The 23,417-nt window shown below is 60.6% G+C and carries 17 protein-coding genes; 7 read left to right on the forward strand and 10 right to left on the reverse strand.

The annotated features are described in order from the left end of the window. Positions 1-79: 79 nt before the first annotated feature. A complete protein-coding gene (locus tag B0H98_RS09125) occupies positions 80-1,054 on the forward strand; it encodes an alpha/beta hydrolase (protein WP_106374758.1) in 975 nt (324 codons plus the stop codon). A 34-nt stretch (positions 1,055-1,088) separates the two neighbouring features. Continuing rightward, complete coding sequence (locus B0H98_RS09130; protein WP_167392661.1) at positions 1,089-1,919, forward strand: sulfurtransferase; 831 nt, start codon at positions 1,089-1,091, stop codon at positions 1,917-1,919. Between the two features lie 24 nt (positions 1,920-1,943). Here B0H98_RS09130 and B0H98_RS09135 read toward each other — a convergent pair whose 3' ends face one another. Then, the gene (locus tag B0H98_RS09135) at positions 1,944-3,452 is read right to left on the reverse strand and encodes a YifB family Mg chelatase-like AAA ATPase (protein ID WP_106374760.1); all 1,509 of its coding nucleotides are present in this window, start codon (positions 3,450-3,452) and stop codon (positions 1,944-1,946) included. A gap of 155 nt (positions 3,453-3,607) precedes the next feature. Between B0H98_RS09135 and B0H98_RS09140 the strand changes: the two genes are divergently transcribed. After that, the gene (locus B0H98_RS09140) at positions 3,608-5,656 is read left to right on the forward strand and encodes a TonB-dependent siderophore receptor (protein ID WP_106374761.1); all 2,049 of its coding nucleotides are present in this window, start codon (positions 3,608-3,610) and stop codon (positions 5,654-5,656) included. Here B0H98_RS09140 and B0H98_RS09145 read toward each other — a convergent pair. The 5 genes from B0H98_RS09145 to B0H98_RS09165 all read right to left on the reverse strand — a co-directional run bounded on the left by B0H98_RS09145 (position 5,640) and on the right by B0H98_RS09165 (position 12,456). Beyond that, positions 5,640-6,503 carry an ABC transporter substrate-binding protein gene (locus B0H98_RS09145; protein WP_106374762.1) on the reverse strand — a complete coding sequence of 288 codons (864 nt, stop codon included), beginning with the start codon at positions 6,501-6,503 and terminating at the stop codon, positions 5,640-5,642. The genes B0H98_RS09140 and B0H98_RS09145 overlap by 17 nt on opposite strands. A gap of 106 nt (positions 6,504-6,609) precedes the next feature. Continuing rightward, positions 6,610-8,727, reverse strand: coding sequence for a TonB-dependent siderophore receptor (locus tag B0H98_RS09150; protein ID WP_106374763.1), 2,118 nt, complete (start codon positions 8,725-8,727; stop codon positions 6,610-6,612). A gap of 100 nt (positions 8,728-8,827) precedes the next feature. Continuing rightward, positions 8,828-9,748 carry a helix-turn-helix domain-containing protein gene (locus tag B0H98_RS09155; protein WP_106374764.1) on the reverse strand — a complete coding sequence of 307 codons (921 nt, stop codon included), beginning with the start codon at positions 9,746-9,748 and terminating at the stop codon, positions 8,828-8,830. Positions 9,749-9,756: 8 nt separating this feature from the next. Further along, a complete protein-coding gene (locus B0H98_RS09160; protein ID WP_106374765.1) occupies positions 9,757-11,892 on the reverse strand; it encodes a TonB-dependent receptor in 2,136 nt (711 codons plus the stop codon). A gap of 141 nt (positions 11,893-12,033) precedes the next feature. Further along, positions 12,034-12,456: an accessory factor UbiK family protein gene (locus B0H98_RS09165; protein WP_106374766.1), complete on the reverse strand. Its 423-nt coding sequence runs from the start codon at positions 12,454-12,456 to the stop codon at positions 12,034-12,036. Between the two features lie 344 nt (positions 12,457-12,800). Between B0H98_RS09165 and B0H98_RS09170 the strand changes: the two genes are divergently transcribed. The 3 genes from B0H98_RS09170 to glnK all read left to right on the forward strand — a co-directional run bounded on the left by B0H98_RS09170 (position 12,801) and on the right by glnK (position 14,932). Next, the gene (locus B0H98_RS09170) at positions 12,801-13,139 is read left to right on the forward strand and encodes a P-II family nitrogen regulator (RefSeq protein WP_106374767.1); all 339 of its coding nucleotides are present in this window, start codon (positions 12,801-12,803) and stop codon (positions 13,137-13,139) included. Between the two features lie 45 nt (positions 13,140-13,184). Further along, complete coding sequence (locus B0H98_RS09175; RefSeq protein ID WP_106374768.1) at positions 13,185-14,432, forward strand: ammonium transporter; 1,248 nt, start codon at positions 13,185-13,187, stop codon at positions 14,430-14,432. Positions 14,433-14,593: 161 nt separating this feature from the next. After that, on the forward strand, positions 14,594-14,932 hold the full coding sequence (glnK, locus tag B0H98_RS09180; protein WP_027337179.1) for a P-II family nitrogen regulator: 339 nt from the start codon (positions 14,594-14,596) through the stop codon (positions 14,930-14,932). Between the two features lie 90 nt (positions 14,933-15,022). Here glnK and B0H98_RS09185 read toward each other — a convergent pair whose 3' ends face one another. After that, on the reverse strand, positions 15,023-15,799 hold the full coding sequence (locus B0H98_RS09185) for a ferredoxin--NADP reductase (RefSeq protein ID WP_106374769.1): 777 nt from the start codon (positions 15,797-15,799) through the stop codon (positions 15,023-15,025). Positions 15,800-15,963: 164 nt separating this feature from the next. Between B0H98_RS09185 and B0H98_RS09190 the strand changes: the two genes are divergently transcribed. After that, a complete protein-coding gene (locus B0H98_RS09190; protein ID WP_106374770.1) occupies positions 15,964-16,890 on the forward strand; it encodes a LysR family transcriptional regulator in 927 nt (308 codons plus the stop codon). Positions 16,891-16,894: 4 nt separating this feature from the next. Here B0H98_RS09190 and B0H98_RS09195 read toward each other — a convergent pair whose 3' ends face one another. From B0H98_RS09195 to B0H98_RS09205, 3 genes are all read right to left on the reverse strand, one after another. Beyond that, the gene (locus tag B0H98_RS09195) at positions 16,895-18,751 is read right to left on the reverse strand and encodes a methyl-accepting chemotaxis protein (protein ID WP_106374771.1); all 1,857 of its coding nucleotides are present in this window, start codon (positions 18,749-18,751) and stop codon (positions 16,895-16,897) included. Between the two features lie 204 nt (positions 18,752-18,955). Further along, positions 18,956-21,067, reverse strand: a complete 2,112-nt coding sequence (locus B0H98_RS09200; protein WP_106374772.1) for a methyl-accepting chemotaxis protein — start codon at positions 21,065-21,067, stop codon at positions 18,956-18,958. A 29-nt stretch (positions 21,068-21,096) separates the two neighbouring features. Further along, entirely contained in the window at positions 21,097-23,208 is a 2,112-nt protein-coding gene (locus B0H98_RS09205; RefSeq protein WP_106374773.1) for a methyl-accepting chemotaxis protein, read from the reverse strand. Between the last annotated feature and the right edge of the window lie 209 nt (positions 23,209-23,417).

A 23,417-nucleotide genomic window follows, 5' to 3' on the forward strand; every position in this document is an offset into this window, starting at 1 on the left:
ACAGCGTAGACCGTAAAGCAGTACAATGCTCGACCAAATGATGAGAAAAGGCGCGCAGGGCGTTCAGGGAGAAACACTGATGCATGATTTCCAACAACTGGAAGGCCTGTTTCGGCAGGTGGCAGGCGAATCAGCGTTTTCTCGATTGATACCGGGTGAACCGCTGTGGAGCGTCGTACAGGACTATTTCCTGCACTACGGCCTGGAAACGCTGCTGCAAGAGACCGAAGAAGTACACGCCGGGTTTATCGATACCGGGCGCTTTGCCCTGTGGTGCCAGGTGTGGAGCCCGCCCAACCCCAGCGGCACCGCCTTTGTGGTACACGGTTATTTCGATCACCTGGGGCTTTATCGCCACCTGTTGGCGCACCTGCTGGCCAAGGGCTGGCGGGTGGTGCTGTGGGACCTGCCCGGCCATGGCCTTTCCAGCGGCCCGCGAGCGGAAATCGAGGATTTCGACGACTACCAGCACTGCCTGACCCACGTGCAAACCACCCTGCAAAGCCAAGGCCTGACACCCAAGCCCTGGCTGGGCGTGGGTCAGAGCACGGGGGCTGCCATTCTTGCCACCGATGCCCTGACCCGCCGCGAGCAGGCGGGCTGGGATGGGCTGGTGCTGCTGGCACCCCTGGTGCGCCCCTGGCGTTGGAGCCAGGCCAGCTGGGTGCACCTGATCGCCAGCCCGTTTCTGAAAGAGCTACCGCGCAAGTACCGGCCCAACTCGACCGATGAAGCCTTCACCGACTTCCTGCGCGACCACGACCCGCTTCAGCCCGAACGCCTGAGCGTGGCCTGGGTAAGCGCCATGCGCCGCTGGATGCCGAAGCTGCTGGCGCTTCCTTCCGTCGATATACCCACGCTGATTCTGCAGGGCGAGCAGGATTTGACGGTGGATTGGGAGTGGAACCTGAACATCCTGGGGGAGAAGTTTACCGCCGCCGAAATTCACCACCACCCGGAAGCGCGGCACCATCTGGTCAACGAAGCAGAGCCGATTCGCCAGGTGCTGTTTGAAGCTATCAATACGTTTATTGATGGGATGCCTGCAGTGTAGGACTGGCGTCTCCAATTCAAGAGGGATTTCTATCATGCCGAATATTCTGATGAATGCCCATGAGCTGCTGGACCGCCTGAACAGTGACGCGCCGCCCAAAGTGCTGGACGCCTCGCTGCCCAACAGCCCCATTGCGGCACACGTGCCCGATGATGGTCGCAAGATTCCAGGCTCTCTCGAGTTCGATATCGAGCAGGTCTTTTCTGACTGGGAAGCAGCGTTTCCGCATACGCTGCCCGCGAAAGAGGCTTTGGAAGCGGCGTGCCAAGGCCTTGGCTTGAGTCCTGAAGACGAGATCGTGATCTACGATAATCGCGGCGTTTACTCCTCCCCGCGAGCCTATTGGCTGCTTACCCAGGCAGGCTTCAGAAAGGTAAGGCTGCTGGATGGCGGTTTGCCCCACTGGCTCTCGCTGTCGCTGCCGGTTCAGCAGGGCTACTCCGCTCCAACGTCGTTGACTGTCCCGCCTGCGCTCCAGGCCAATAAAAGCGTGGTCAGCGTGGATGAAGTTCACGACAACATTGCACGCCAGCGCTTCAAGGTGGTGGATGCCCGAAGTGCTGCGCGCTTTTCAGGGCAGGCCCCCGAGCCTCGACCGGAATTGCCTAGTGGCCATATTCCAGGCTCCGTCAATCTGCCCTTTACCGAGCTTCTGGAAAACGGGCACTTCAAGCGCCGGGAGGAGATTGCAGCGCTCATGCGTAGCAAGCAGCTTGAGCCGTCGGACCACCTGACCTTCAGCTGTGGCTCCGGCATCACTGCCTGCATCGTATGGGTGGCAGCGGAGCTTGCCGGGTACGAGCACCTTTCGCTGTTCGATGGTTCCTGGACGGCGTGGGTGATGAGCGGCCGCCACCAGAGTTGATGGCAGGCTTTGCTGCATGCGCCTTCAGCCTTTACCCAGCATCCGGTCCAGCTGCCGATAGCCGATGGCCTCGATCAGGTGGGCTTGGGAGGGCTTGGGCTCGCCCTGTAGATCCGCCAGCGTCAGTGCCACGCGCAGTACGCGGTGGTAAGCGCGGGCGGAGAGCTTGAGTTTTTCCAGCACGTTGGCAAGCCAGGTGCGCTCCTCATCGTTCAAGTCGCAGGCGGCTTCCAGCGCCTTGCCGCCGAGCTGGCTATTGAGTGCGCCGCGCGCCATCTGGCGCTCCCTGGCCGCCATTACACGCTCGCGCACCGCATCCGACGATTCGCCTTGAGTCTGGGCGGTGAGCTGTTCCGGCGGTAGCGCGGGCACTTCGACCTGTAGATCGATGCGATCCAGCAACGGGCCTGAAAGCCGCGCCTGATAGCGCTGGATCTGGCTGGCGGTGCACTGGCAGCGCTGGCGCGGGTCGCCCAGGTGGCCGCAGGGGCAGGGGTTCATGGCGGCTACCAGTTGAAACTGCGCCGGGTAACGGCGCTCGTGGCTGGCGCGGGCCAGATGGATCTCGCCGGTTTCCAGCGGCTGGCGCAGCACTTCCAGTACGTTGCGGGAAAACTCCGGCAGCTCGTCCAGAAACAGCACCCCGTGGTGGGCGAGTGAAATCTCTCCCGGCTTGGGTTTGGAGCCGCCGCCCACCAGCGCGGCGGCACTCGCACTATGGTGCGGCTGGCGAAACGGGCGCTTGCCCCAATCGGCATCCAGGGGCAGCCCGCACACCGAGCGCACGGCGGCCACTGCTAGCGCATCATCCTCACTAAGCGGCGGCAATATGCCCGGCAGCCGGCTGGCAAGCATGGTCTTGCCGGTGCCCGGCGGGCCGGCGAACAGGAGGTTGTGCCCACCGGCAGCGGCGACTTCCAGCGCCCGGCGCGCCTGCTGCTGGCCGCGCACATCGGCGAGATCCGCCATGGGCGTGGTGGTTTTGATGGAGGCGGGCAGCCGGTGCGGGGCGATCTTTTCCTGACCCAGCAGGTGGGCCACTACCTGCCATAAGGTGTCGGCAGGCAGTACCGGAAGATCGCCGGCGAGTGCGGCTTCATCCGCGCATTCACGGGGAATGATCAGGGCTTTCCCAGACCGGCGCGTTGCCAGTGCAAAGGGCAGCATGCCGTGTACGGCACGCAGCTTGCCATCCAGTGCCAGCTCACCGGCACACTCCATGCCTTCCAGCGCCTCTACCGGAATCTGGCCCGAAGCGGCCAGGATGCCCAGCGCAATCGGCAGGTCAAACCGGCCGCCCTCCTTGGGAAGATCCGCAGGGGCTAAGTTGAGCGTAATCCGCCGGGTGTTGGGGAAATCAAACCCTGCGTTGACCAAGGCGCTGCGCACCCGCTCGCGGCTCTCTTTTACCGCGGTTTCCGGCAAGCCTACCAGCGTCAGCCCCGGCAGGCCGTTGGCCAGGTGTACTTCCACGTGCACCGCCGGTGCATCCAATCCCACGCCTGCCCGCGTGGCTACAATCGCTAGGGTCATTGCGCTCACTCGCTAGGTTTACTTAACCCTAACTTAACTTATTTGAGCAGGCGTTGATAGCGCTGGCGAGGCCGCTGTATAGTAGATATAAATAACAACGATTATCACTAAAAATCTTTCTACCTCTCTGCTCCTACCCCAATCGAGTACCCAACATGCCGTCTTTGCCGTTTGTTCGCTGCCCTCTGGCGCGTTCCATTGCCGCGTTGATTCCTGTCACCGCCGTTCTTGTCTGCGCCACTGCCAGCGCCCAGGAAGCGGTCAATAACGATACCCTGGTGGTGGTCGGCACGGCCTTGAAGGTGGATACGCCGCTGGTGGAAACGCCGCGCCCGGTTTCAAGCGTTGACCGTGAGGAGCTTGAAACCCGCAACGTGCAGCAGTTGGATGAAACCTTCCGCTATCGCGCGGGGGTGCTTGCCGGCCACTACGGCAGCGACAACGATACTGACTGGTTCAAGGTGCGCGGGTTTGACCAGTCCACTTACCAGGATGGCCTGCGAATCTATCGCGAAGGCTTCTATCAGTGGCTGCCGGAGCCTTACGGGCTCGAACGGGTGGAGGTATTCAAGGGGCCGTCCTCGATCCTTTACGGCGAGGCGCCTCCCGGTGGGTTGATCAACGCGGTGAGCAAGCGCCCGACGGACACCCCGCAGGGCAGCGTGAATTTCCAGCTGGGCAACCGCAACCATCGCCAGGTGGGCATCGATACCAGCGGCCCGGCAGGCGAATCGGACGATGTGCGCTACCGCGTGGTGGGCATGTATAAAGAGCGCGACGGCGATCTGGATAACACGGATAACGAGCGCTACTACTTTGCCCCCAGCCTGGCGGTGGACTTCAGCGAAGATACCAGCGTTACCTTCCTGGCCAGCGTGCAGAAGGACGATGGCGTGCCCGTCAATGGCTTCAAGCTGCCTTACGGCAGCATTCAGGATACGCCGTTTGGCCGGGTCAGCCCGCAGTCCAACGTCAGCGAACCCAACTATGACCGCAACAAGCGCACTCAGTGGGGGCTAGGTTACGAGCTGCGTCACGATTTCAACGACACCTGGGCGTTCGAGCAGGATTTACGCTACAGCGAACTCGACCTGGAACTGCGCAGCACCTACGCGCTCTCCATGGTGGATGACCGGCGTGCCTCACGCGGCCTGACGCTGCGCGATGGCAAGGCTGATAGCTGGACGGTAGATAACCGCTTCGTGGGCAACTGGTACACCGAGCGCACTGAAAATACCCTGCTGGTGGGCGTTGATTACCAGAACCTGGGCCTCAAGGGCCAGGAGGGCGATGATTATGCTTTCGGTGCGCCGATCGACATCTTCACGCCCACCTACGGCAACTACACCCCGTTTGCCGATGAAGATCTGGTCGAACGGCATATCGACAAAGAGCAGACCGGCGTTTACCTGCAAAACCAGCTGCGCCTGGATGACCGCTGGGTAGTGCTGGGCGGCTTACGTTACGACCATGCCGAGACCGAGAACACCAACGTGACGGCGGGCACTACCGAACGCTCTGACGATAACCAGCTCTCCTGGTCTGGCGGCGTCATGTACCTGGGCGAGAACGGCATCAACCCTTACGTCAGCTACACCGAATCGTTCGAGCCCATTGCCCAGTCCGACAGCGCGGGCAATCTCTATGACCCGCGTGAAGGGCGCCAGTGGGAAGCGGGTGTGAAGTATGCGCCCATCGGCTGGGATGGCTACGTGACCGCCGCCGTGTTCGATCTGGAAGAGAGCAACACGCTGGTCACCTCACCGGCGGGGTTTCAGGTGCAGGAAGGCGAGCGTAGCTCCCAGGGGTTCGAGCTTGAAGGCGTAGGCTATGTCACCGATGACCTGAAGGTCACCGCCGCCTACACCTATACCGATTCGCGCCTGGAAGATGACCAGCGCGCCAGCCTGATTCCGCGCCACCAGGCCTCCACCTGGCTCGATTACGCCTTTACCGGCGGTGCGTTGAATGGCGTGACCCTGGGCGGCGGCGTGCGCTACGTGGGCGAGAGCGTGGATGGCGATACCCAGGTAGGCAGCTTCACCCTGGCGGATGCCATGATCGGCTACGCGTTTGCTGAAGGCTGGCAGGCGCAGCTCAACGTCAATAACCTGACCGATAAAGAGTACGTGGCCAGCTGCGACTACTGGTGCTACTTCGGGGAATCGCGCAGCGTGATCGGCAGCGTCAGCTACCGCTGGTAAGCGCCGAGGTCAGCACGCGAGCAAAGCGCTGTGCCGAAGGCAGTGCGCCAAAGCTCCATACCGGCGGCAGGCGCAGCAGGGTGTCGTTTTTTACAATCGGCAACTGCTGCCACAGGCCGCTGGTGGCCAGCTGCTCCTCCACGCCGAGCGGCAGCGGGTCGATGATTACCAGCCGGGCGTCGGGGTAGTTCGCGAGCACCTCGATGCCCGTCAGGGAAAAGCCCCAGGCGTTGGTCGGCTCTTCCCAGGCGTTAGCCAGGCCAAGCTGTTCAAGCACCGCGTTATACAGGCTGTTGTCGCCAAAGATGCGCACGTGGCGTGCATCCATGAACTGCACCATCAATAGCGGTGCGGTATCCGGTTGCGCGTCGCGCAGTGACGCCATCAGCGTTTGCGTGTCTTCGATCAGCGCTTCTGCTGCCGCTTCGCGATCAGTCAGCTCCCCCAGCTCGCGCGTCAGCGCCTGCATCTCCTGCCAGGTATCCGCGCCGGGTGAATAGAGCGCAAGCGAAGTGACCGGCGCAATGCGCTCAAGGCGCGGCGTGAGCGAGGCGAACATCGGCGAGATCAGAATCTGCTCCGGGGCAAGCTGGGCCAACAGCTCGAAGTTGGGCTGGGCACGTAGCCCAAGGTCCGTAGCGCTTTGCGGGATGCGCGGCTCGCCCACCCAATCGTAGTAATCCTGCTGCTGGGCCACGCCGCTGATCGGCGCATCAATGGCCACCAGCGTCTCGGCGATGGTCCAGTCCACCGTGGCAAACTGGGCATGAGTAATACAAGACACGAGCAGACCAGTAGCGAGAACACTGCTCTGAACTAGCGTGCGAAGTAGGGAATAGCCGCGCATGGAGTGAGTACCTGACAGTAAGCGCCTTATTTAAACGAGTCTTTTTATCAATTGCAAATAGAAGCGCCCAGGCGTGTGGCCTGGGCAAACCGGCTGAAACAGCAGGCTAGAAACGGTAGTGAACGCTTGCGGTAATTCCGCGCTCCGCGCCGAAGTAGCAGTAGTCCAGCGAGTTGCACGAGGCTACGTACTCTTTGTCCAGTACGTTGTTGACGTTCAGGCGGGTTTCGACGCCGTTAATGCCGACATGGCTCCAGTCATAGCCGATGGTGGCGTCCACCAGGGTGTAGTCGGGCACGGTTTCGGTATTGGCGCGATCCGCGGCGATGTCCGCGTAGTGGCGCACCCCAACGCCTGCATCCACGCCGCTTAGCCAGCCGCTGTTCGCTTCATAATGGCCCCATACCTGCACCTGATGCCGGGGCGAGTAAATCGCATTGTTGCCCTGGTTGCCGTCGTCGCTCTTGGCGTAGGTAATATCGGTAAAGCTGTAGCCTGCCTGCAGCGAGAACGTTTCGGTCAGCTGGGTCTGGGCTTCCAGCTCAAGGCCCTGGGATTCGATTTCACCGACGGCGCGGTACGGGTCAGAGGGCTGCTCCTTGGTCGCCACGTTTTTCTGACTGATATGGAAAAGTGCCGCGCTGTACTGGCTGGCGCTACCGCTGGGTTGGTATTTCACCCCGGTTTCCCACTGCTCGCCTTCCATGGGCGAGAGCAAATCACCGCGCGCGTCCACAAAGCTTGTGGGGGTGAATGCGGTGGAGTAGCTCAGGTAAGGCGCCACGCCGTTATCGAACAGATAAACCACGCCGGCACGGCCGCTGAACTGGGTATCGCTGAGTGAACTCGAAGCGTCGGTATCCAGGTCCGTGTTATCGATACTGACCCAGTCATAGCGTCCACCCAGAGTGAAGCGCCAGTTATCCAGCGCGATTTGATCCTGCAGGTACACGCCTGTCTGTTCGATTTCATGACGCTCGCGAATGGGGTCGTAAAAGGCGACCGGGCCCGTGCCATAAACGGGCTCAAACGCGTTGATCGGCTCAAAGGCGCCGGAAGGCCAGGCAACCTCGTTTTCGCGCTGCTGATAATCCACTCCAAAGAGCAGCGTATGCTCCATAAAGCCATCGCTGAGGCGGGCTTCCAGCTGGTTATCGATCGTCCAGGCATGGAGAGACTCGTTACTGCCGGAGTAGTAGCGGTTCAGCTCGTTGGAGGTGGGTGACGTCCAGCCAAAGCCATAAGGCTGGTTGAGCACTACATCCGAGTTGAGATAACGCAGCATCTGGCGGCCGGTCATCTGCTCATTAAAGCGGTGCTCAAGCGTATAGCCGAACATGCGCTGAGTACGCTCATAGGCGTCGTAATCTTCCTCGCCGTCAAAGAAGTTGTTGCTGATTTTACGCCCGTTGCGGGGCACCACGGCGCCTTCATAAGGTACGCCAGAGTGATAGCCGCCTTCTGGCTCGTCCTGCAGGTAGGCTTCAACAGTCAGGCTGGTGGCGTCAGTCATATCCCACGTCAGGCGCGGGGCGATGGCGTAGCGCTGCTCTTCCGTGGGGCCGAACTGGGTATCGGCGGCGCTGGCGATACCGGTCAGACGGAACGCCACTCGCTGCTGCTCGCCAATCGGCCCGGTCAGATCAAACGCGGCGCTGCGCTGATGGTTGTTGCCTGCCCGCAGGCGCAGCTCGCCACCCTGCTCGAATTCAGGGCGCTTGCTGTTGAGTGCCACCACGCCGCCCGGGGAGGCGCGACCATAAAGCACCGACGCTGGCCCACGTACCACTTCGATGCTTTCCAGAAACCAGGGGTCGATGCGCATGGAGCTGTGCGAATTGGCATCGCCCATCACTTTCAGCCCATCCAGAAAGGTATTGCTCAAGCTGCCGTCGGAAAAGCCGCGCAGCACCAGGTAGTCAAAACGGTTGGAGGCACCTACCTGATTGGAATAGACGCCCGGCGTGTAGTCGGTGGCCCGCTGCACCGTGCTCACCCCGCGATTCTCCATCGCCTCGCGGGTGATCGTGGAAACACTCTGCGGGGTTTCGATAGCCGGCGTTTCCAGTTTGGTAGCCGCCTGCTGGGCGGTAATCGTGACGGTGGGCAAGGCGTTGCTGGCGTCGGCGCCGGTTTGTGCATAGGCGGCGGGCAAAAAGCTGCCTGCCAGGGCGGTCGCGAGCGTCAGATGACGATAGGCAAAGCGGTGCTGGGGCAAAAGCATGATAAATTCCCGGTCTTTATAGTAATGAGAATTATTGCTTTTTATGGGTATGGATAGATATGCCGAATGCCAAATTGGCTATGCGCGATGCCAGCGATGGTCACTCGTTCGTCCTGCTGAGCACCGCGGTAGGCGCCATGCCAAACTGGCGCTTGAAGGCGGTAGAAAAGTTGGTGGCATGACTATACCCACAGGCATGTGCCACGCGTTGAACGCTGTGGCCCTGTTCCAGCTGCTGGTAGGCCTTTAGAAGGCGGCAGCGGCGCAGGTGGTCAAAAATCGTGCAGCCGTATTGATGGCGAAATTTCTGGCGCAGGCTGCTTGGGCTCATGGCGGCGCTGCGAGCCAGGGCTTTCAGCGAGTAGTCAGCCAGCGGATGGCGGCTTAGCGTGTCATGCAGCTGGGCAAGCCGTTCGCGCTCACGCGTTCTACTGTCCGAGACGAGCGTGGGCTTGTCTGGAGGTGGCGTGGGCAGGCCATAGCCGAGTAGCTGGAGGGCAAGGCCATGCCAGAGCAGCGATTGGCGCCAGTCGTCCAGCGGATGCTCGCTGAGGGCAAGCAGCTGGGTAAAAAGCGCAGGTGGCAACGTCCAGGCTCGTAACTGCGGCGCATTGGCGATGGGCAGAGTGTAGGGGGCGGTTGCCAGAACGGCGATGTTGAGCGTGCGCAAACGCCTCTGGACGGGTTGTTCGACGACCAGCGGCGCCTGCGGAGTAAAGTGCGAACACAGCCCCTGGCCTGCACTGATGGTCAGCCGCTTCTGCCCCTGAGTGATATCAATATGGCCGTCCATGACCACGCATACAAACCACGGCACGGATTGGGTCGAACGTGAGTGGTAGGAGTGGCGCACCTCAAGGTCCGAAAGCGTGAGATGCAGCGCCGGCGGCAGCGGCAGGTCGCTGACGCTGCCCTGCGCAATCGGCGCATCGGGCGCCGCTTCCAAGTGGAGATAGTCGATGCCGAACCGGTGTCCCAGCTGGCTAAGAGTGGCCGGCGTGAGTGAGGTAAGGGTCGGCATCGAAAGGCTCAGTACTCCATTGACCAGCCCAGCGTGAACGTACGCCCGCGGGCCTGGTAGTCGTACAGGTACTCGGGCCCGTAGGTGGGCGAGTAGAAGCCGACGGCGCGCTGGCCCCAGGGCGTGGAGTACTGCTTGTCGGTCAGGTTGCTGATGCCAAGACTTAGGGTGCCAAGGCCGAGATCCTGGCTGCCGATCAGGTCAACGGTGGTAAAGCCGTCGATACGCTCGCCTTCGGCGTCCTGATACTCGCGGGCGTGGCTGCCCTGCAGGCGCAGCGTGCGCGCATCATCCTGCCAGGCCACGTGGGCGGTCAGGCTATCCTGTGAGGGGTAGGGCGCAACGGTAATGCCACGGTCTTGCCAGGTGCCATCCACCTTGCGCTCGGAGGTGAGCACGTGCAGCGTGCTGCCCACTTCCCAGGCATCGCCAAGGTAGCGCGTCACGGATGCTTCCAGGCCGTAATCGCGGCGGTCATCATCGACCTGGGTGATGTTGAGGTCGCGATCCAGCTCCATGGCGGTATCCGACCAGGCGTAGTAGACCGCCGCCTGGGTCAGCCAGTCGCCACCCTGGTAGCGCCAGCCAAGCTCCACCTGTTGGGTCTTGATGCCGTCCAGCGGGTTGTCCGCCACGGTTTGCCCGGCGCGGCCGTAGTACTTGGAGGGGTCGGGCAACTCGAAGCCTTCCGAGTAGCCCAGCCAGCTCTGGTGGCCGTTGTCGAAATCATACAGGGCGCTTACGTTATACAGCGTGACGTCGTAGTCGCTCGAGCCACCCGGTACGTTGTTGAAGTCATCGATATCCACGTCCATGCGCTGATGGCGAATGCCGCCGCTGAACTGAAGCTGATCCGTCGCCCACCACTCGCTCTGGGCAAACAGCGCCAGGGTGTCGATCTCGAAGCCCGGGTAGCGCGGGGTGACGCGGTCGGCGCGCTGCACCAGGCCACCGGTGGCGTCGCTGGCGGCACGATCAAAGCGCATCTGCGAGGCGTCGAACGACTCCCGGTCCATATCCGCGCCGTAGGTCAGGTTGAGGCTGTCCGTCAGGTCCGCCGAAAAAAGCCCCTTCAAGCCGCTTAAGGTGGTGTTCTGCTGGGAGGCGGCAAAGTAGTAGCCGCCGCCCTGAGCGGCGTAAGGGAAGGGGTGAAAGCTGGACTCCTCTTCCCGATGAAACACCTGGAGGTAGAAATCCTGGTTGAGCAGGTTAGCGTGATGGTAGCTGGCGCTGAGCATCTTGCGGTCGGTGCGCGGGTCACGGTCGGCGGTAAAACCATCGCGAATGTCGGCGTCGTTCAGGTTCGGCGCGGCGGTAGCCAGATTGGGGTAGTAGACCCCGCGATCCCCTTTCTTGCCGGACTCATACAGCTGGCCGCTGAGCAGCAGCGTCTGTTCATCGTCGAGCTCGACGCGCACGTTACCCAGAATATCCAGTTGGCGATTGTCCTGCAGGTCGCTTTGCGCGATATCGGGGAATATTTCATCGCCTCCGGCATCGTACTGGCGGCCGTTCTCGACCAGCGATACGCCAATGCGCCCCTGCAGGGTGTCATTGCCGCCGCTGGCCGACTGCGACAGCCGCCGATCAACATCATGACGCGTGTTGAATCCGCTGGTCACGCTGGCCTGAGACTCGAAGTGCGGGCGGCCGCTTTCACCCTGCTTGGTGATGATGTTGATCAAGCCGCCGGTAGCGCCACCGCCGTACAGGCTGCTGGTGCCGGAAAGCACCTCTACACGTTCGATATTGAACGGATCGATGGCATCGAACTGGCGCGACAGGCCGCGGGAGTTGTTAAGCGATACGCCATCGATCAGTACCTGCACGCTGCGTCCGCGCATGTTCTGCCCTGCATTGGTGCGCCCCTGCGGCCCAAAATCGAGCCCCGGCACCAGTCTACCCAGCGCCGTTTTCAGATCACCCCCGGCATTGATCTGCTGCTGCAATTCTGGACCTTCAACCACATGAACCGCGCCAGGAATCTGACTGATCTGGGTGGGCGTGCGCGAGCCTACTACCACCAGGGTTTCCTGAGCGGTGCTGTCAGCCTGGTTGGCGGCTTGAGTCGCGGTCTGGGAGTAAGCAAGCACAGGAAAAGCGCCGCTCAAAAGACCGGCGCTTATAACGATATAGCGATTCATGGGTTATCCAGAGAACAGTTTTTGTTGGTGCTGATCCTATCATTGCCGGTACAAAACGCAATGATAAATGTTCTCATTTTTGCTGTTCGTCGGGTGGGCCTTCAGCCTGTAAAGCCGCGAACGATGGCGTCGTTGGACGGCTTACTTATCGTCTTTCAACGGGCTGCTGGCACCCGGCTTCTTGGCGGGCGCCGCTTTCTTCACGCTTTCTGGCTTAGTGTTTTCTGACGGGGCATTTTCCGACGTGGGGCTTTCCGACGTGGGGCTTTCCGACGCTTCCACCGAGGCAGTAGGCGCTGGCGATTGCGCGGCGGGCTTGTTCGCTTCAATCGCGGTTTCAAGGCTTGCCACCTGGCGCTCCAGTGCTTCTACCCGGGTACGAGTGCGTTGCAGCACGTCCATCAGGATGTCGAAGTCTTCCCGCGATACCAGTTCCAGGCGATCAAAGGCGCCGCGAACCACCTGCTGAACACCTTTTTGAATATCTTCCGGGGCTTGTGAAGCGTTCTGTAAACGATCGCCGATCTGCTGGGCCAAACGGCTGATGCGGTCCTGGGGTGTCATGGTGCTCTCCTCAATGGTGATGCTTTAAAAATGGGCGCTACCTCAAGGATACGCAACCCTTCGCGACTACGCATGTTTTGCATGCGGTACTGACGCATTTAACGCCAGCGCCCGGCGCTCGCTAATGGTGCGCGGTCGCGCCTCTCTCGTCTTTTTTGGTGCAAACGCGCTGCCTGCCAAGTGGAAGTGACCTTAAACGGTGCTCTGGTGCGCACGAGTTTTTATTAAGTGATTAAAAAATAAAATAAAAACCGTTGGTGGCACGGTATGCGCATTAGCAGGGCATGACCAGCGACCGCGTCGCTACCCATTCAGCAGGACTTATCCAGCAGGGGAGATACGGGATGAAACTCATCACCGCCATCATCAAGCCATTCAAGCTCGACGACGTTCGGGAAGCGCTCGCCGACAACGGCGTACAGGGTATTACCGTGACCGAAGTAAAAGGCTTTGGCCGCCAGAAAGGGCATACCGAGCTGTATCGTGGCGCTGAATACGTGGTCGACTTTCTGCCCAAGGTGAAAGTGGAAGTGGCCGTTGACGACTCACGCCTGGAGAGCGTGATCGATGCCATCTGCGCCGCGGCCAACAGCGGCAAGATTGGCGACGGCAAGGTGTTCGTCACACCGCTTGAAGACGTCATCCGTATTCGTACCGGTGAACGCGGCGCTGACGCCGTCTAGGTAGGGGCTCACTGGGATACTTTCTGGTTCAACGGGGAACTGACAATGAACGAACTGGCTGATCTGAGCTATGCGCTCGACACCTTCTACTTTCTGATTTGCGGCGTGCTGGTCATGTGGATGGCCGCCGGTTTTGCCATGCTGGAAGCGGGCCTGGTGCGCTCCAAGAACACCGCGGAAATCCTGACCAAGAATATCGCGCTGTTCGCCATCGCCTGCACCATGTACCTGCTGGTGGGCTACTACATCATGTATTCAAGCAGCGAAGGCGGCTTTCTGCCGAGCCTGGGCTTCTTGATCGGTGCTGAAAACAGCCTCGATGCGGTCACCGCTGGCGGTGAAGACGCGCCCTACTACTCCATGCGCGCGGACTACTTCTTCCAGGTGGTGTTCGTGGCCACCGCCATGTCGATCGTTTCCGGAGCGGTAGCCGAGCGCATGAAGCTGTGGGCCTTTCTGGCCTTTGCCGTGGTCATGACCGCGTTCATCTATCCGGTTTCCGGCTACTGGACCTGGGGCGGCGGCTGGTTGTCTGAAGTGGGCTACTCCGATTACGCCGGTTCGGGCATCGTTCACATGGCGGGTGCGGCCGCGGCGCTGGCGGGTGTATTGATTCTCGGCCCGCGTAAAGGCAAGTACGGCAAGGATGGCTCGATTCACGCCATTCCAGGCGCCAACATGCCGCTGGCCACCTTGGGTACGTTCATTCTGTGGATGGGCTGGTTCGGCTTCAACGGCGGCTCCGAACTGAAAATGTCCGATATCGGTTCGGCCAATAACGTGGCGCAGGTGTTCGTGAACACCAATGCGGCGGCGGCGGGCGGCGTGATTGCGGCTCTGGTGCTGGCCAAGGTGTGGTTCCGCAAGGCAGACCTCACCATGGCGCTCAACGGCGCGCTGGCAGGCCTTGTCGCGATTACCGCCGATCCGCTTTCACCCACGGGGCTGGGCGCGGCGATTATCGGTGCGGTGGGCGGTCTGATCGTGGTCATGGCCATCGTCACCCTGGATAAGCTCAAGCTGGATGACCCGGTCGGTGCCATTTCGGTACACGGTGTGGTGGGTATCTGGGGCGTGCTGGCCGTGCCGATCACCAATGAAGAAGCCTCTTTCGGCGCACAGCTGATCGGCATTGCGGGCATCTTCCTCTGGGTATTTGCGGCAAGCCTTGTGGTATGGCTCGTTCTCAAGGCGATCATGGGTATTCGCGTCAGTGAAGAAGAAGAGTACGAAGGCGTGGATATCGCCGAGTGCGGCCTTGAAGCCTACCCGGAGTTCAGCGTTAAAAAATAACCCGCTGCCCAGTTCGTAGCAGCATGCACCTCAAGGCCTTCCTTTCGCGGAAGGCCTTTTTATTCTCTGCCGGTAGCGGTGTATGCTTAGGGGTAGCGGGTGGCCGACGCAGGCGGTAACACCCATCAGTTCACAGGGCCATGAAGCCAGGGGATATCGCAATGAAACTGATCTCAGCCATTATCAAGCCGTTCAAGCTTGATGACGTACGCGAATCGCTCTCCGATATCGGAGTGCAGGGCATTACCGTCACGGAAGTGAAGGGATTTGGCCGCCAGAAAGGGCACACCGAGCTCTACCGCGGTGCCGAGTACGTGGTGGACTTTCTGCCCAAGGTGAAGCTCGAGGTCGCCGTGGATGACGACATGGTCGAGCAGGTGATTGATGCCATTACCCAAGTGGCCAACACCGGCAAGATCGGCGATGGCAAGATTTTTGTCATGCCGCTGGAGCAGGTCATTCGTATTCGTACCGGCGAAACGGGTAAAGACGCGGTTTAACTCGCTCCCCCGTATCACAAGGAACCCCGCTGCCGGAGATCGGTAGCGGGGTTCTTTTAGTTAAACACTGAAGGCGTTTGCTATGAGTGCTTATTTCTCGACAAACGCACGCTCGATCACGTAGTCACCGGGCTCGCCCATGCGCGGGGAGATGTTCATGCCCAGTTCATCAAGCAGCGCGCTGGTGTCATCCAGCATGGCCGGGCTTCCGCAGATCATCGCGCGGTCCTGGCGCGGGTCGATGGGGGGAAGGCCTGTGTCTTCGTAAAGCTTGCCCGAACGGATGTGATCGGTCAGGCGGCCCATGGTGTGGAACTCTTCGCGGGTCACCGTCGGGTAGTAAACGAGCTTTTCAGCGATCTCTTCACCCAGGTATTCATGCGCTGGGAGCTCCTTGGTGATGAAGTCGGAATAGGCCAGTTCAGAGACTTCACGCACGCCGTGAATCAGCACGATCTTTTCATAGCGCTCGTACACTTCCGGGTCCTGGATCAGGCTCATGAACGGTGCCAGGCCCGTGCCGGTGGAAAGCATGTAGAGGTTGCGGCCCGGCAGCAGGTCGTCGCATACCAGTGTGCCGGTGGGCTTGCGGCTGACCATGATCTGATCGCCCACTTTCAGGTGCTGAAGGCGTGAGGTCAGCGGGCCGTCGGGTACCTTGATGCTGTAGAACTCGAGATGGTCTTCGTAGTTGGGGCTGGCGATGGAGTACGCACGCATCAATGGCTTGCCGTTCACTTCCAGGCCGATCATCACGAATTGGCCGTTCTTGAAGCGCAGGCTGCGCTCACGCGTGGTGCGGAAGCTGAACAGGGTGTCGTTCCAGTGATGAACGCTAAGCACTTCTTCCAGAGCAAACTTACTCATGCACTCTCTCCATTAAACGATGCCGACACTCAATCGCATCTTTCATATTCTTAAAAAGAATAAAAATTAGAAAATATGTTGTCAGCAAGTCTAAGCAAAGATGGTATATCTGTTAAGTCAATTATATTGATAACTCTTATCTTTAAAATCGATATAGGCTTTTTATGCACTATACCCTGCGCCAGCTCGAAGTGTTCGTTGCCGTCGCTCAGCACGAAAGCGTTTCCCAGGCGGCGCGGGCGCTGGCCATGTCGCAGTCGGCCACCAGTACCGCCCTTGCGGAGCTGGAGCGCCAGTTCGACTGCCAGTTGCTCGACCGGCTGGGAAAACGCTTGAAGCTCAACGCGCTGGGTTTTCAGCTGCTGCCCAAGGCGGTAGCGCTGCTGGACCGGGGCGAGGAGATCGAGGAACTGCTGCGCGGCCAGCAGGGGGTAGGCACGCTGGATGTGGGGGCGACGCTGACCATCGGCAACTACCTGGCAACGCTTTTGATCAGCGACTTCATGCAGCGCTACCCCGGCAGCCGGGTGCGCCTTTCGGTGCGCAACACGCGCCATATCATCGACAGCGTGCGCCAGCACTCGCTGGACCTTGGCCTGATCGAGGGCCAGTGCGATGACGAGATGATCATCAGCCAGCCTTGGGTGGAGGATGAGCTGTGCGTGTTCTGCTCGCCGCGCCATCCGCTGGCCGGGCGCGAGCACCTGGAGCTTGAACAGCTTTTACGCGAAGACTGGATCATGCGCGAAGAGGGTTCAGGCACGCGCATGACGCTGGAATACGCGGCGCGCCATCGGCGCAGCCGTTTCAATACGCTTTTAGAGCTTGAGCATACCGAAGGCATCAAGCGGGCGGTGGAGTCCGGGCTCGGCATCGGCTGCGTTTCGCGCCTGGCGCTACGCGACGCCTTCCGGCGCGGAAGCCTGGTGCCGCTGCCTACGCCGGAGCTGGATTTAAAGCGTCAGTTCACCTTTATCTGGCACCGCCACAAGTACCTGACCACCGGGGTGCGTGAGTTCTTGCGCCTGTGCCGCGAGATGACCGCCGGCGCCAGCCGAAGTGACGATATCGCGCTGCCGCCGGTGCCTTGATGCCTCAATAGGCGGGCAAGGAAGGGGCGGAGTTGAGGGCTAAAGGGGCCTGCGTATGTTGCGACAGCTTGAAGCTGCCTATGGTCACCGACAGATGGTCGGCCTGCTCTTTCAGCTGCTCGGCAGCGGTGGTTGACTCTTCTACCATGGCGGCGTTCGCCTGGGTCATGCGGTCAAGCTCGGCCACGGCGATATTGACCTGATTGATGCCGTCGCTCTGTTCACTGGTGGCGGCAGTGATCTCTTCCAGTACGTCGGTTACGCGGGTGATATGTGCCACGATATCCTGCATGGTGGCGCCGGCATCGCGCACCAGCGTGGTGCCGTTATTCACCTTGGTTTGCGAGTCCTCGATCAGCTTCTGGATATCGTTGGCGGCATCGCTGCTGCGCCCGGCAAGCTTGCGCACCTCATCGGCCACCACGGCAAACCCGCGACCGTGTTCACCGGCCCGGGCGGCTTCCACCGAGGCGTTCAGCGCCAGCAGGTTGGTCTGGAAGGAGATGCTGTTCATCAGGGTAACGATTTCGCCGATCTTGTCCGAGGCTCGGGTGATCTCTTCCATGGTGACGACCACGTTCGCCACGACCTTGCCGCCTTCGTTGGCCACCTGGGAGGCGGTTTGCGAGAGCTTGTTGGCTTCCTTGGCCGAAGCGGCCGTGTGCTGCACGGTACTGGTGATCTCTTCAATCGAGGCGGAGGTCTGCTGCAGGCTGGCAGCCGCGTTATCGGTGCGGCGGGAAAGATCCTGCCCACCCATGGCGATTTCATTGGCCGCGTGATGCACGGATTCACTGCTCGCGCGAACGTCCATCAGCACCGCTTCCATCTTGCCGACAAAGCGGTTGAAGGCACCGCTGATCTGCGCCACTTCATCGCGGCCCTGTTCCGGCAGGCGGCGCGTCAGGTCGCCCTCTCCACTGGCGATATCGTCCAGGGCATCCCGGGCGCGCTCAAGACCTGCAAAGGTACGCTTGAGCCACAGGCTGAGCAGCAGAGCCGTCACGGCAATGATGATCAGCAGCGTGACCAGCGATGATTTGAGAATGGCACGCAGTCCGGCGGTTGCTTCGTACTCATCGAGTGCCACGCCGAGTTCCCAATCCGTACCAGCGATGGGCGTGGCAGCCACGCGTTTGCTGCGGCCATTGACCTCGACGGGTTCCCAGGCATCTCGCGTTGCGCTTAGCCGCTCGATGCTTGTCGGCGTCAGGGCGTCGTTGATGCGGCTCAGCGGCTCGAGCGTCAGTGCCTTGTCAGGGTGCGCGATGATGGTTGCGCCACCGCTGCTCAAAAAGGCAAAGCTCGACGGTGTCGGCTGAATGGCATTGACCTGATTGACCAGGTTATCAATGGCCACATCGCCACCAATCACGCCGTACAGACGACCATCGCGCTTGACCGGGGTAGCAAAGGTCACCACCAGCTGATTGCTGTTGGCATCCACGTAAGGCAGCGAGACGATGGTGCCATCCTTCGCCGTCGCAGCCCGGTACCAGTCGCGCTGGCGAGGGTCATAATCGCTGCCTGGTACCCAGCCATCGGATGACAGGTGCCGGCCATCGGTCTGGCCATAGAACGCCGCGATGAACCCACCCGACTCGGCCAGTTGCAAAAGCGGCGCGAGCGGGTCGCTATCCATCACCGGCATGCGAGCTGCTTCCAGCATGGCGGCACGTGCCGCCACCCACTCCTCGATGGCCAGAGCGTTACCCTGCGAAACAGAGCCCAACTGCTGCGCCACCTGTTGATCGTTATGTGTCTGCAAGGTCAGGTAACTGACCGAGGCGTTGATGGTAAGGGCCAGTGTAATGACCACCAGCGTAATAAGCAGGATGCGCAAGCGCAGGGATGACAGCATTGAGGGATCTCGCAAGTGAACGGATGGGGTAGGGAGTAGGCCGCCTTATCGTTGATAGCCGCTTTCATGCTATCGGCCTTGTTGGATGCAACTTTAGTCGTGCGTGAGTAGCGGGATGCTCAGTATTATCGCAACCTGAAAAGGGCCTCATGATGAGGCCCTGAAAGAAGTCAAGAAAATGGTTCGAGTCTGCTGGAGTACCGCCTAATAGCTCTCAGGTGCTTTGGAGGGCAGCTGATACCGAGAGGACGTAGTGTCGCCTTCAAGCGTAAACCCGCCCACCAGCTCGGCCAGCCGCTCGGCCTGCTCCTTGAGCTGTTCGGCGGCGGTGGTCGACTCTTCGACCAGGGCGGCGTTTTGCTGGGTCATCTGGTCAAGGTCGCTGACCGCGATGCTGACCTGGCTGATGCCGTCGTTCTGCTCGCGGGCGGCGGTACTGATATCGCCCAGCATCTGCGTGACCCGAGTAACGCTTTCCGATAGCTCATGCATGGCGGTTTCGGCGTCGTGTACCAGCTGAGTGCCGCTTTCCACCTTGCCCGCCGAGGCGTTGATGCGCTGGCGAATATCCGCCGCTGCATCGCTGCTGCGCCCGGCCAGCTTGCGCACTTCATCTGCCACCACGGCAAACCCGCGGCCGTGCTCGCCTGCCCGTGCGGCTTCCACCGAGGCGTTCAGGGCCAGCAGGTTGGTCTGAAAGGCGATGCTGTCGATGACGCTGACGATGCTTTGAATCTCGGTAGAGTTGGTGCGGATATCGTCCATGGTGATGACCACCTGCTCAAACGCGCCGTTGGTGCGCGCAGCAAGTTGCGAGGCGGTTTGCGCAAGCCCGCTGGCCTCCTGCGAAGCGCTGGTGGTGTGACCCACGGTGCTGCTGATCTCTTCCATGGCGGTCGAGGTCTGCTGCAGGCTGGCGGCCGCCTGGTCGGTGCGCCGTGAAAGGTCCTGGCCCCCTTGAGTAATTTCGCTGGCGGCATGGTGGACCGATTCGCTGCTGGAACGCACATCGACCAGCACATCGTGGATTTTCACGGCAAAGGCGTTGAACTGGATGGCAAGTTCAGCGCTTTCGTTGCGCCCACGCACCGGCAGGCGCTGGGTAAGGTCGCCTTCACCGGACGCGATATCACGCATACGGTCAGCCAGGTTTCGAAGCGGTCGGGAAATACTGGTGCCCAATAGCCAGCTGGCCAGCAGGCCGAGGCTGGCAATCAAAAGCCCCATCAGCATCATGCCCCACATGGAGGCTTTACTCTGCTCGCCGAGCTGATCCTGCAAACCGTAAAGCCCCGCCATGACGGCACTTTCAGGTAGCCGGATCATCAGCACCCATGGGTTGCCGCTTTCATCGATAGAGAAGGGCCAGTACAGTTCGGTCATGCCCTGCTCGGTATCCAGCTTGCGCACACTCTCACCCTGCTGGGCCTGGGTGATGCTGGCCTGAATGTCAGGGTCGAGCACGTTTTCAACGCGTTTACCCATCCGTTCCGGCGCGCCGGTATAGGCAGCCAGAGCGCCATGAGCGGCGACCAGCGCCATTTCGCCCACACCGTCGTAGAGCGTTTCGTTAGCTTCTTCGAGCAAGCCCTGAATGAACTCGACGGAGAGGTCGACGCCGGCGCTGCCGCGAAACTCGCCGTTTACGATAATAGGCGCGTTAAACGAGGTCACCAGCAAGGTTTCGCCGTTGTAGTCGTACAGGTGCGGGTCGACAATACAGCTGCGCAGAGTTTCCTTGGTGCACAGGTAGTACTCACCACGGCGTATGCCGTCGGCATCGCGCTCCTGGTTCTCTATATCACTGCCCAGTGCGAGTACTTCGATGCTGCCACTGTTGGTACGGTACCACCAGGGCATGAAGCGGCCATCGGGGCCGTAGCCCTGGTCTTCTCGACCGATAAAGTTGGCATCGCTGTTGAAGGCGTCCGGCTCCCAGCCAATGAAGGCATCCAGCAGGTCCGGGTTATTGACAACCGTTTGTCGTACCAGCATCGAGACTTCGCGGCGGCTAAGCGACATCAAGGGCCGTCCATTTTCATCCTGCTGGTCCAGCATGGCGTTGGTATGCGCCAAGTTGGTCGCAAGCGTCAGCGCGTGTTCAAGCTGACCCTTTATCTCTTCGGCCTGGCCCGAGGCAATCGCGGTAAGGCGTGCCTCGATATTGCGCTCGAGCAGCGCCTGGGTCTCGCTTTTGACCAGCGATTGGGAGCGGGCGTTGGCGATCACCGAGTAGATCACCAACGCTGCCACCACCAGCAGAATACAGCCACCCACCAGGGTGGCGATCAACGTTCGGACGGATTTGAAGTTCATCTTATTATTGCTCTCGATCTGGATACCGCTTAACGCGGCAGGGACGCGGGCTGCAAGAGCCGCCCGCCTGGGGGAGCTGAACTACTTGATAGAGTGAAGCCGCCGACGAGCGACGCAAGGCGCTCTGCCTGATCCTTGAGCTGCTCGGCGGCCGTAGTGGACTCTTCTACCAGCGCGGCATTCTGCTGAGTCATCTGATCAAGGTCGGTAACTGCAATGCTGACCTGGCTGATGCCGTCGCTCTGTTCGCTGGCGGCGGTGCTGATGTCGCCAAGCATCTGGGTGACCCGTGTCACGCTCTCGGAAAGCTCATGCATCGCGGTCTCGGCGTCGTGAACCAGCTGCGTGCCGCTTTCCACTTTACCCGCCGAGGCGTTGATACGCTGGCGGATATCCGCCGCTGCTTCGCTGCTGCGCGAGGCGAGCATGCGCACTTCCTCAGCCACAACGGCAAACCCACGGCCGTGCTCGCCAGCTCGCGCCGCTTCGACAGAGGCGTTCAGGGCCAGCAGGTTGGTCTGGAAGGCGATCCCGTCAATCACGGTGACAATGGTCTGGATTTCCGACGAGGTAGCGCGGATATCATCCATGGTAACCACCACCTGCTCGAACGCGGTGTTGGTGCGTGCGGCCAGTTGCGAGGCGGTCTGGGAAAGCCCGCTGGCCTCCTGGGAGGCGCTGGTGGTATGGCCCACGGTACTGCTGATCTGCTCCATGGCCGAGGACGTTTGTTGCAGACTGGCAGCGGCCTGCTCGGTACGCCGGGAAAGATCCTGACCACCCTGAGTGATTTCATTGGCGGCATGGTGCACGGATTCGCTGCTGGCGCGCACATCGACCAGCACGTCATGAATCTTGACGGCAAAGGCATTGAACTGGATGGCGAGCTCAGCGCTTTCGTTGCGCCCGCGCACCGGCAGGCGCTGAGTCAGGTCCCCGTCGCCGGAGGCGATATCGCGCATACGCTCGGCCAGATTGCGCAGCGGGCGGGAGATGCTGGTGCCCAGCAGCCAGCTGGCCAGCAGGCCAAGGCCCGCAATGACCAGACCCATGACGAGCATGCCCAGGGTGGAGGTGGTGCGCTGATCCTGCATCTGTTCCTGAAGATTGTTCAGCCCGGCAAATACTGCCTGTTCGGGCAGGCGCAGCATCAGAATCCACGGCTTTTCAAGATCGCCAATGGTAAACGGCCAGTAAAGTTCGATCATGCCCTGTTCAGTGTCATGATGACGAACGGCTCCGCCTAGCTGAGCCTCGGCAATGCGTGACTGCAGCGAGGCATCCAGCACCTCGCCTGCGGGTCTGCCAAGCGCCTCTTCAAGGTCTGTATGCGCGGTTAACGTGCCGCCAGAGGCAATCAGGGCCAACTCGCCGGCGCCGTCATAAAGTGACTGGCTGGCATCGTTGAGCATGGACTGGATAAAGTTGACCGAAAGGTCGACCCCGGCCACGCCGCGGAATTCGCCGTCTACGAGTATCGGTACGCTGAACGAGGTGACCATCACTGTCTGGCCGTCGTAGTCGTAGGGGGCGGGGTCTACAATGCAGGTCGCTTGCGTATCGCGCGGGCATAGATAGTACTCACCCTGGCGCACGCCGCTGGGCTGGAGAGTTGCGCTCTCCATGTTTTCATCCAGCGGAAGTACGACCACATTGTCGCTGTCGTCGCGATACCACAAGGGGCGAAAACGGCCGTCGGCACCGTAGCCCATCCCTTCGCGTCCGGCAAAGACATCGTCGCGCCCGAAGGCATCAGGCTCCCAGCCTATATAGGTGCCCAGCAGTTCAGGATTGGCAACCGCCGTCTGGCGCACTATCTGGGAAAGTTCGCGACGGCTCAGATTGAGTGAAGGCCGCCCCGTTGCATCCTGCTGTCCCAGCAGTGCATTGGTCTGGGCCAGGTTCTCGCTCAGCGTCAGGGCATGCTCCATCTGGCCTTTGATACGCTCGGCCTGCTCGGAGGCGATAGCTTCCAAGCGAGATTCGGTATTGCGTTCAAGCAGCGCTTCGGTCTGGCTTTCCACCAGAGCCTGCGAACGGGCGTTGGCGATGAGTGAATAGATCACCAGTGCGGCCACCACCAGCACGATACAACTGCCGACGAGGGTCGCGATTAACGTACGAACGGACTTGAAATTCATGACCAGGATGCCCCGCTTGCGCAATAGGCAAGTGAAGCAATCGAGAGGCGTTTTGCTGGGGCCGAGGCAGTACGGCCAAACGGGGGCTTGACCAGTAAACCTGACTTTCGGCAGGAATTCTGAACGCTTGCAGCGCTATCCACACCACTGTTCGAGTGAACGGCGGTCATTTTTATGGATGGTAGGACACAGGAGCATACGGATAGGGG

The organism is Vreelandella songnenensis, assembly GCF_003002925.1.
GTDB lineage: Bacteria > Pseudomonadota > Gammaproteobacteria > Pseudomonadales > Halomonadaceae > Vreelandella > Vreelandella songnenensis.

Excerpts from the sequence above, each read along its gene's own strand:
- B0H98_RS09125 (WP_106374758.1), top strand. The coding sequence starts at position 80 with ATGCATGATTTCCAACAACTGGAAGGCCTGTTTCGGCAGGTGGCAGGC.
- B0H98_RS09130 (WP_167392661.1), top strand. The coding sequence starts at position 1,089 with ATGCCGAATATTCTGATGAATGCCCATGAGCTGCTGGACCGCCTGAAC.
- B0H98_RS09135 (WP_106374760.1), bottom strand. The coding sequence starts at position 3,452 with ATGACCCTAGCGATTGTAGCCACGCGGGCAGGCGTGGGATTGGATGCA.
- B0H98_RS09140 (WP_106374761.1), top strand. The coding sequence starts at position 3,608 with ATGCCGTCTTTGCCGTTTGTTCGCTGCCCTCTGGCGCGTTCCATTGCC.
- B0H98_RS09145 (WP_106374762.1), bottom strand. The coding sequence starts at position 6,503 with ATGCGCGGCTATTCCCTACTTCGCACGCTAGTTCAGAGCAGTGTTCTC.
- B0H98_RS09150 (WP_106374763.1), bottom strand. The coding sequence starts at position 8,727 with ATGCTTTTGCCCCAGCACCGCTTTGCCTATCGTCATCTGACGCTCGCG.
- B0H98_RS09155 (WP_106374764.1), bottom strand. The coding sequence starts at position 9,748 with ATGCCGACCCTTACCTCACTCACGCCGGCCACTCTTAGCCAGCTGGGA.
- B0H98_RS09160 (WP_106374765.1), bottom strand. The coding sequence starts at position 11,892 with ATGAATCGCTATATCGTTATAAGCGCCGGTCTTTTGAGCGGCGCTTTT.
- B0H98_RS09165 (WP_106374766.1), bottom strand. The coding sequence starts at position 12,456 with ATGACACCCCAGGACCGCATCAGCCGTTTGGCCCAGCAGATCGGCGAT.
- B0H98_RS09170 (WP_106374767.1), top strand. The coding sequence starts at position 12,801 with ATGAAACTCATCACCGCCATCATCAAGCCATTCAAGCTCGACGACGTT.
- B0H98_RS09175 (WP_106374768.1), top strand. The coding sequence starts at position 13,185 with ATGAACGAACTGGCTGATCTGAGCTATGCGCTCGACACCTTCTACTTT.
- glnK (WP_027337179.1), top strand. The coding sequence starts at position 14,594 with ATGAAACTGATCTCAGCCATTATCAAGCCGTTCAAGCTTGATGACGTA.
- B0H98_RS09185 (WP_106374769.1), bottom strand. The coding sequence starts at position 15,799 with ATGAGTAAGTTTGCTCTGGAAGAAGTGCTTAGCGTTCATCACTGGAAC.
- B0H98_RS09190 (WP_106374770.1), top strand. The coding sequence starts at position 15,964 with ATGCACTATACCCTGCGCCAGCTCGAAGTGTTCGTTGCCGTCGCTCAG.
- B0H98_RS09195 (WP_106374771.1), bottom strand. The coding sequence starts at position 18,751 with ATGCTGTCATCCCTGCGCTTGCGCATCCTGCTTATTACGCTGGTGGTC.
- B0H98_RS09200 (WP_106374772.1), bottom strand. The coding sequence starts at position 21,067 with ATGAACTTCAAATCCGTCCGAACGTTGATCGCCACCCTGGTGGGTGGC.
- B0H98_RS09205 (WP_106374773.1), bottom strand. The coding sequence starts at position 23,208 with ATGAATTTCAAGTCCGTTCGTACGTTAATCGCGACCCTCGTCGGCAGT.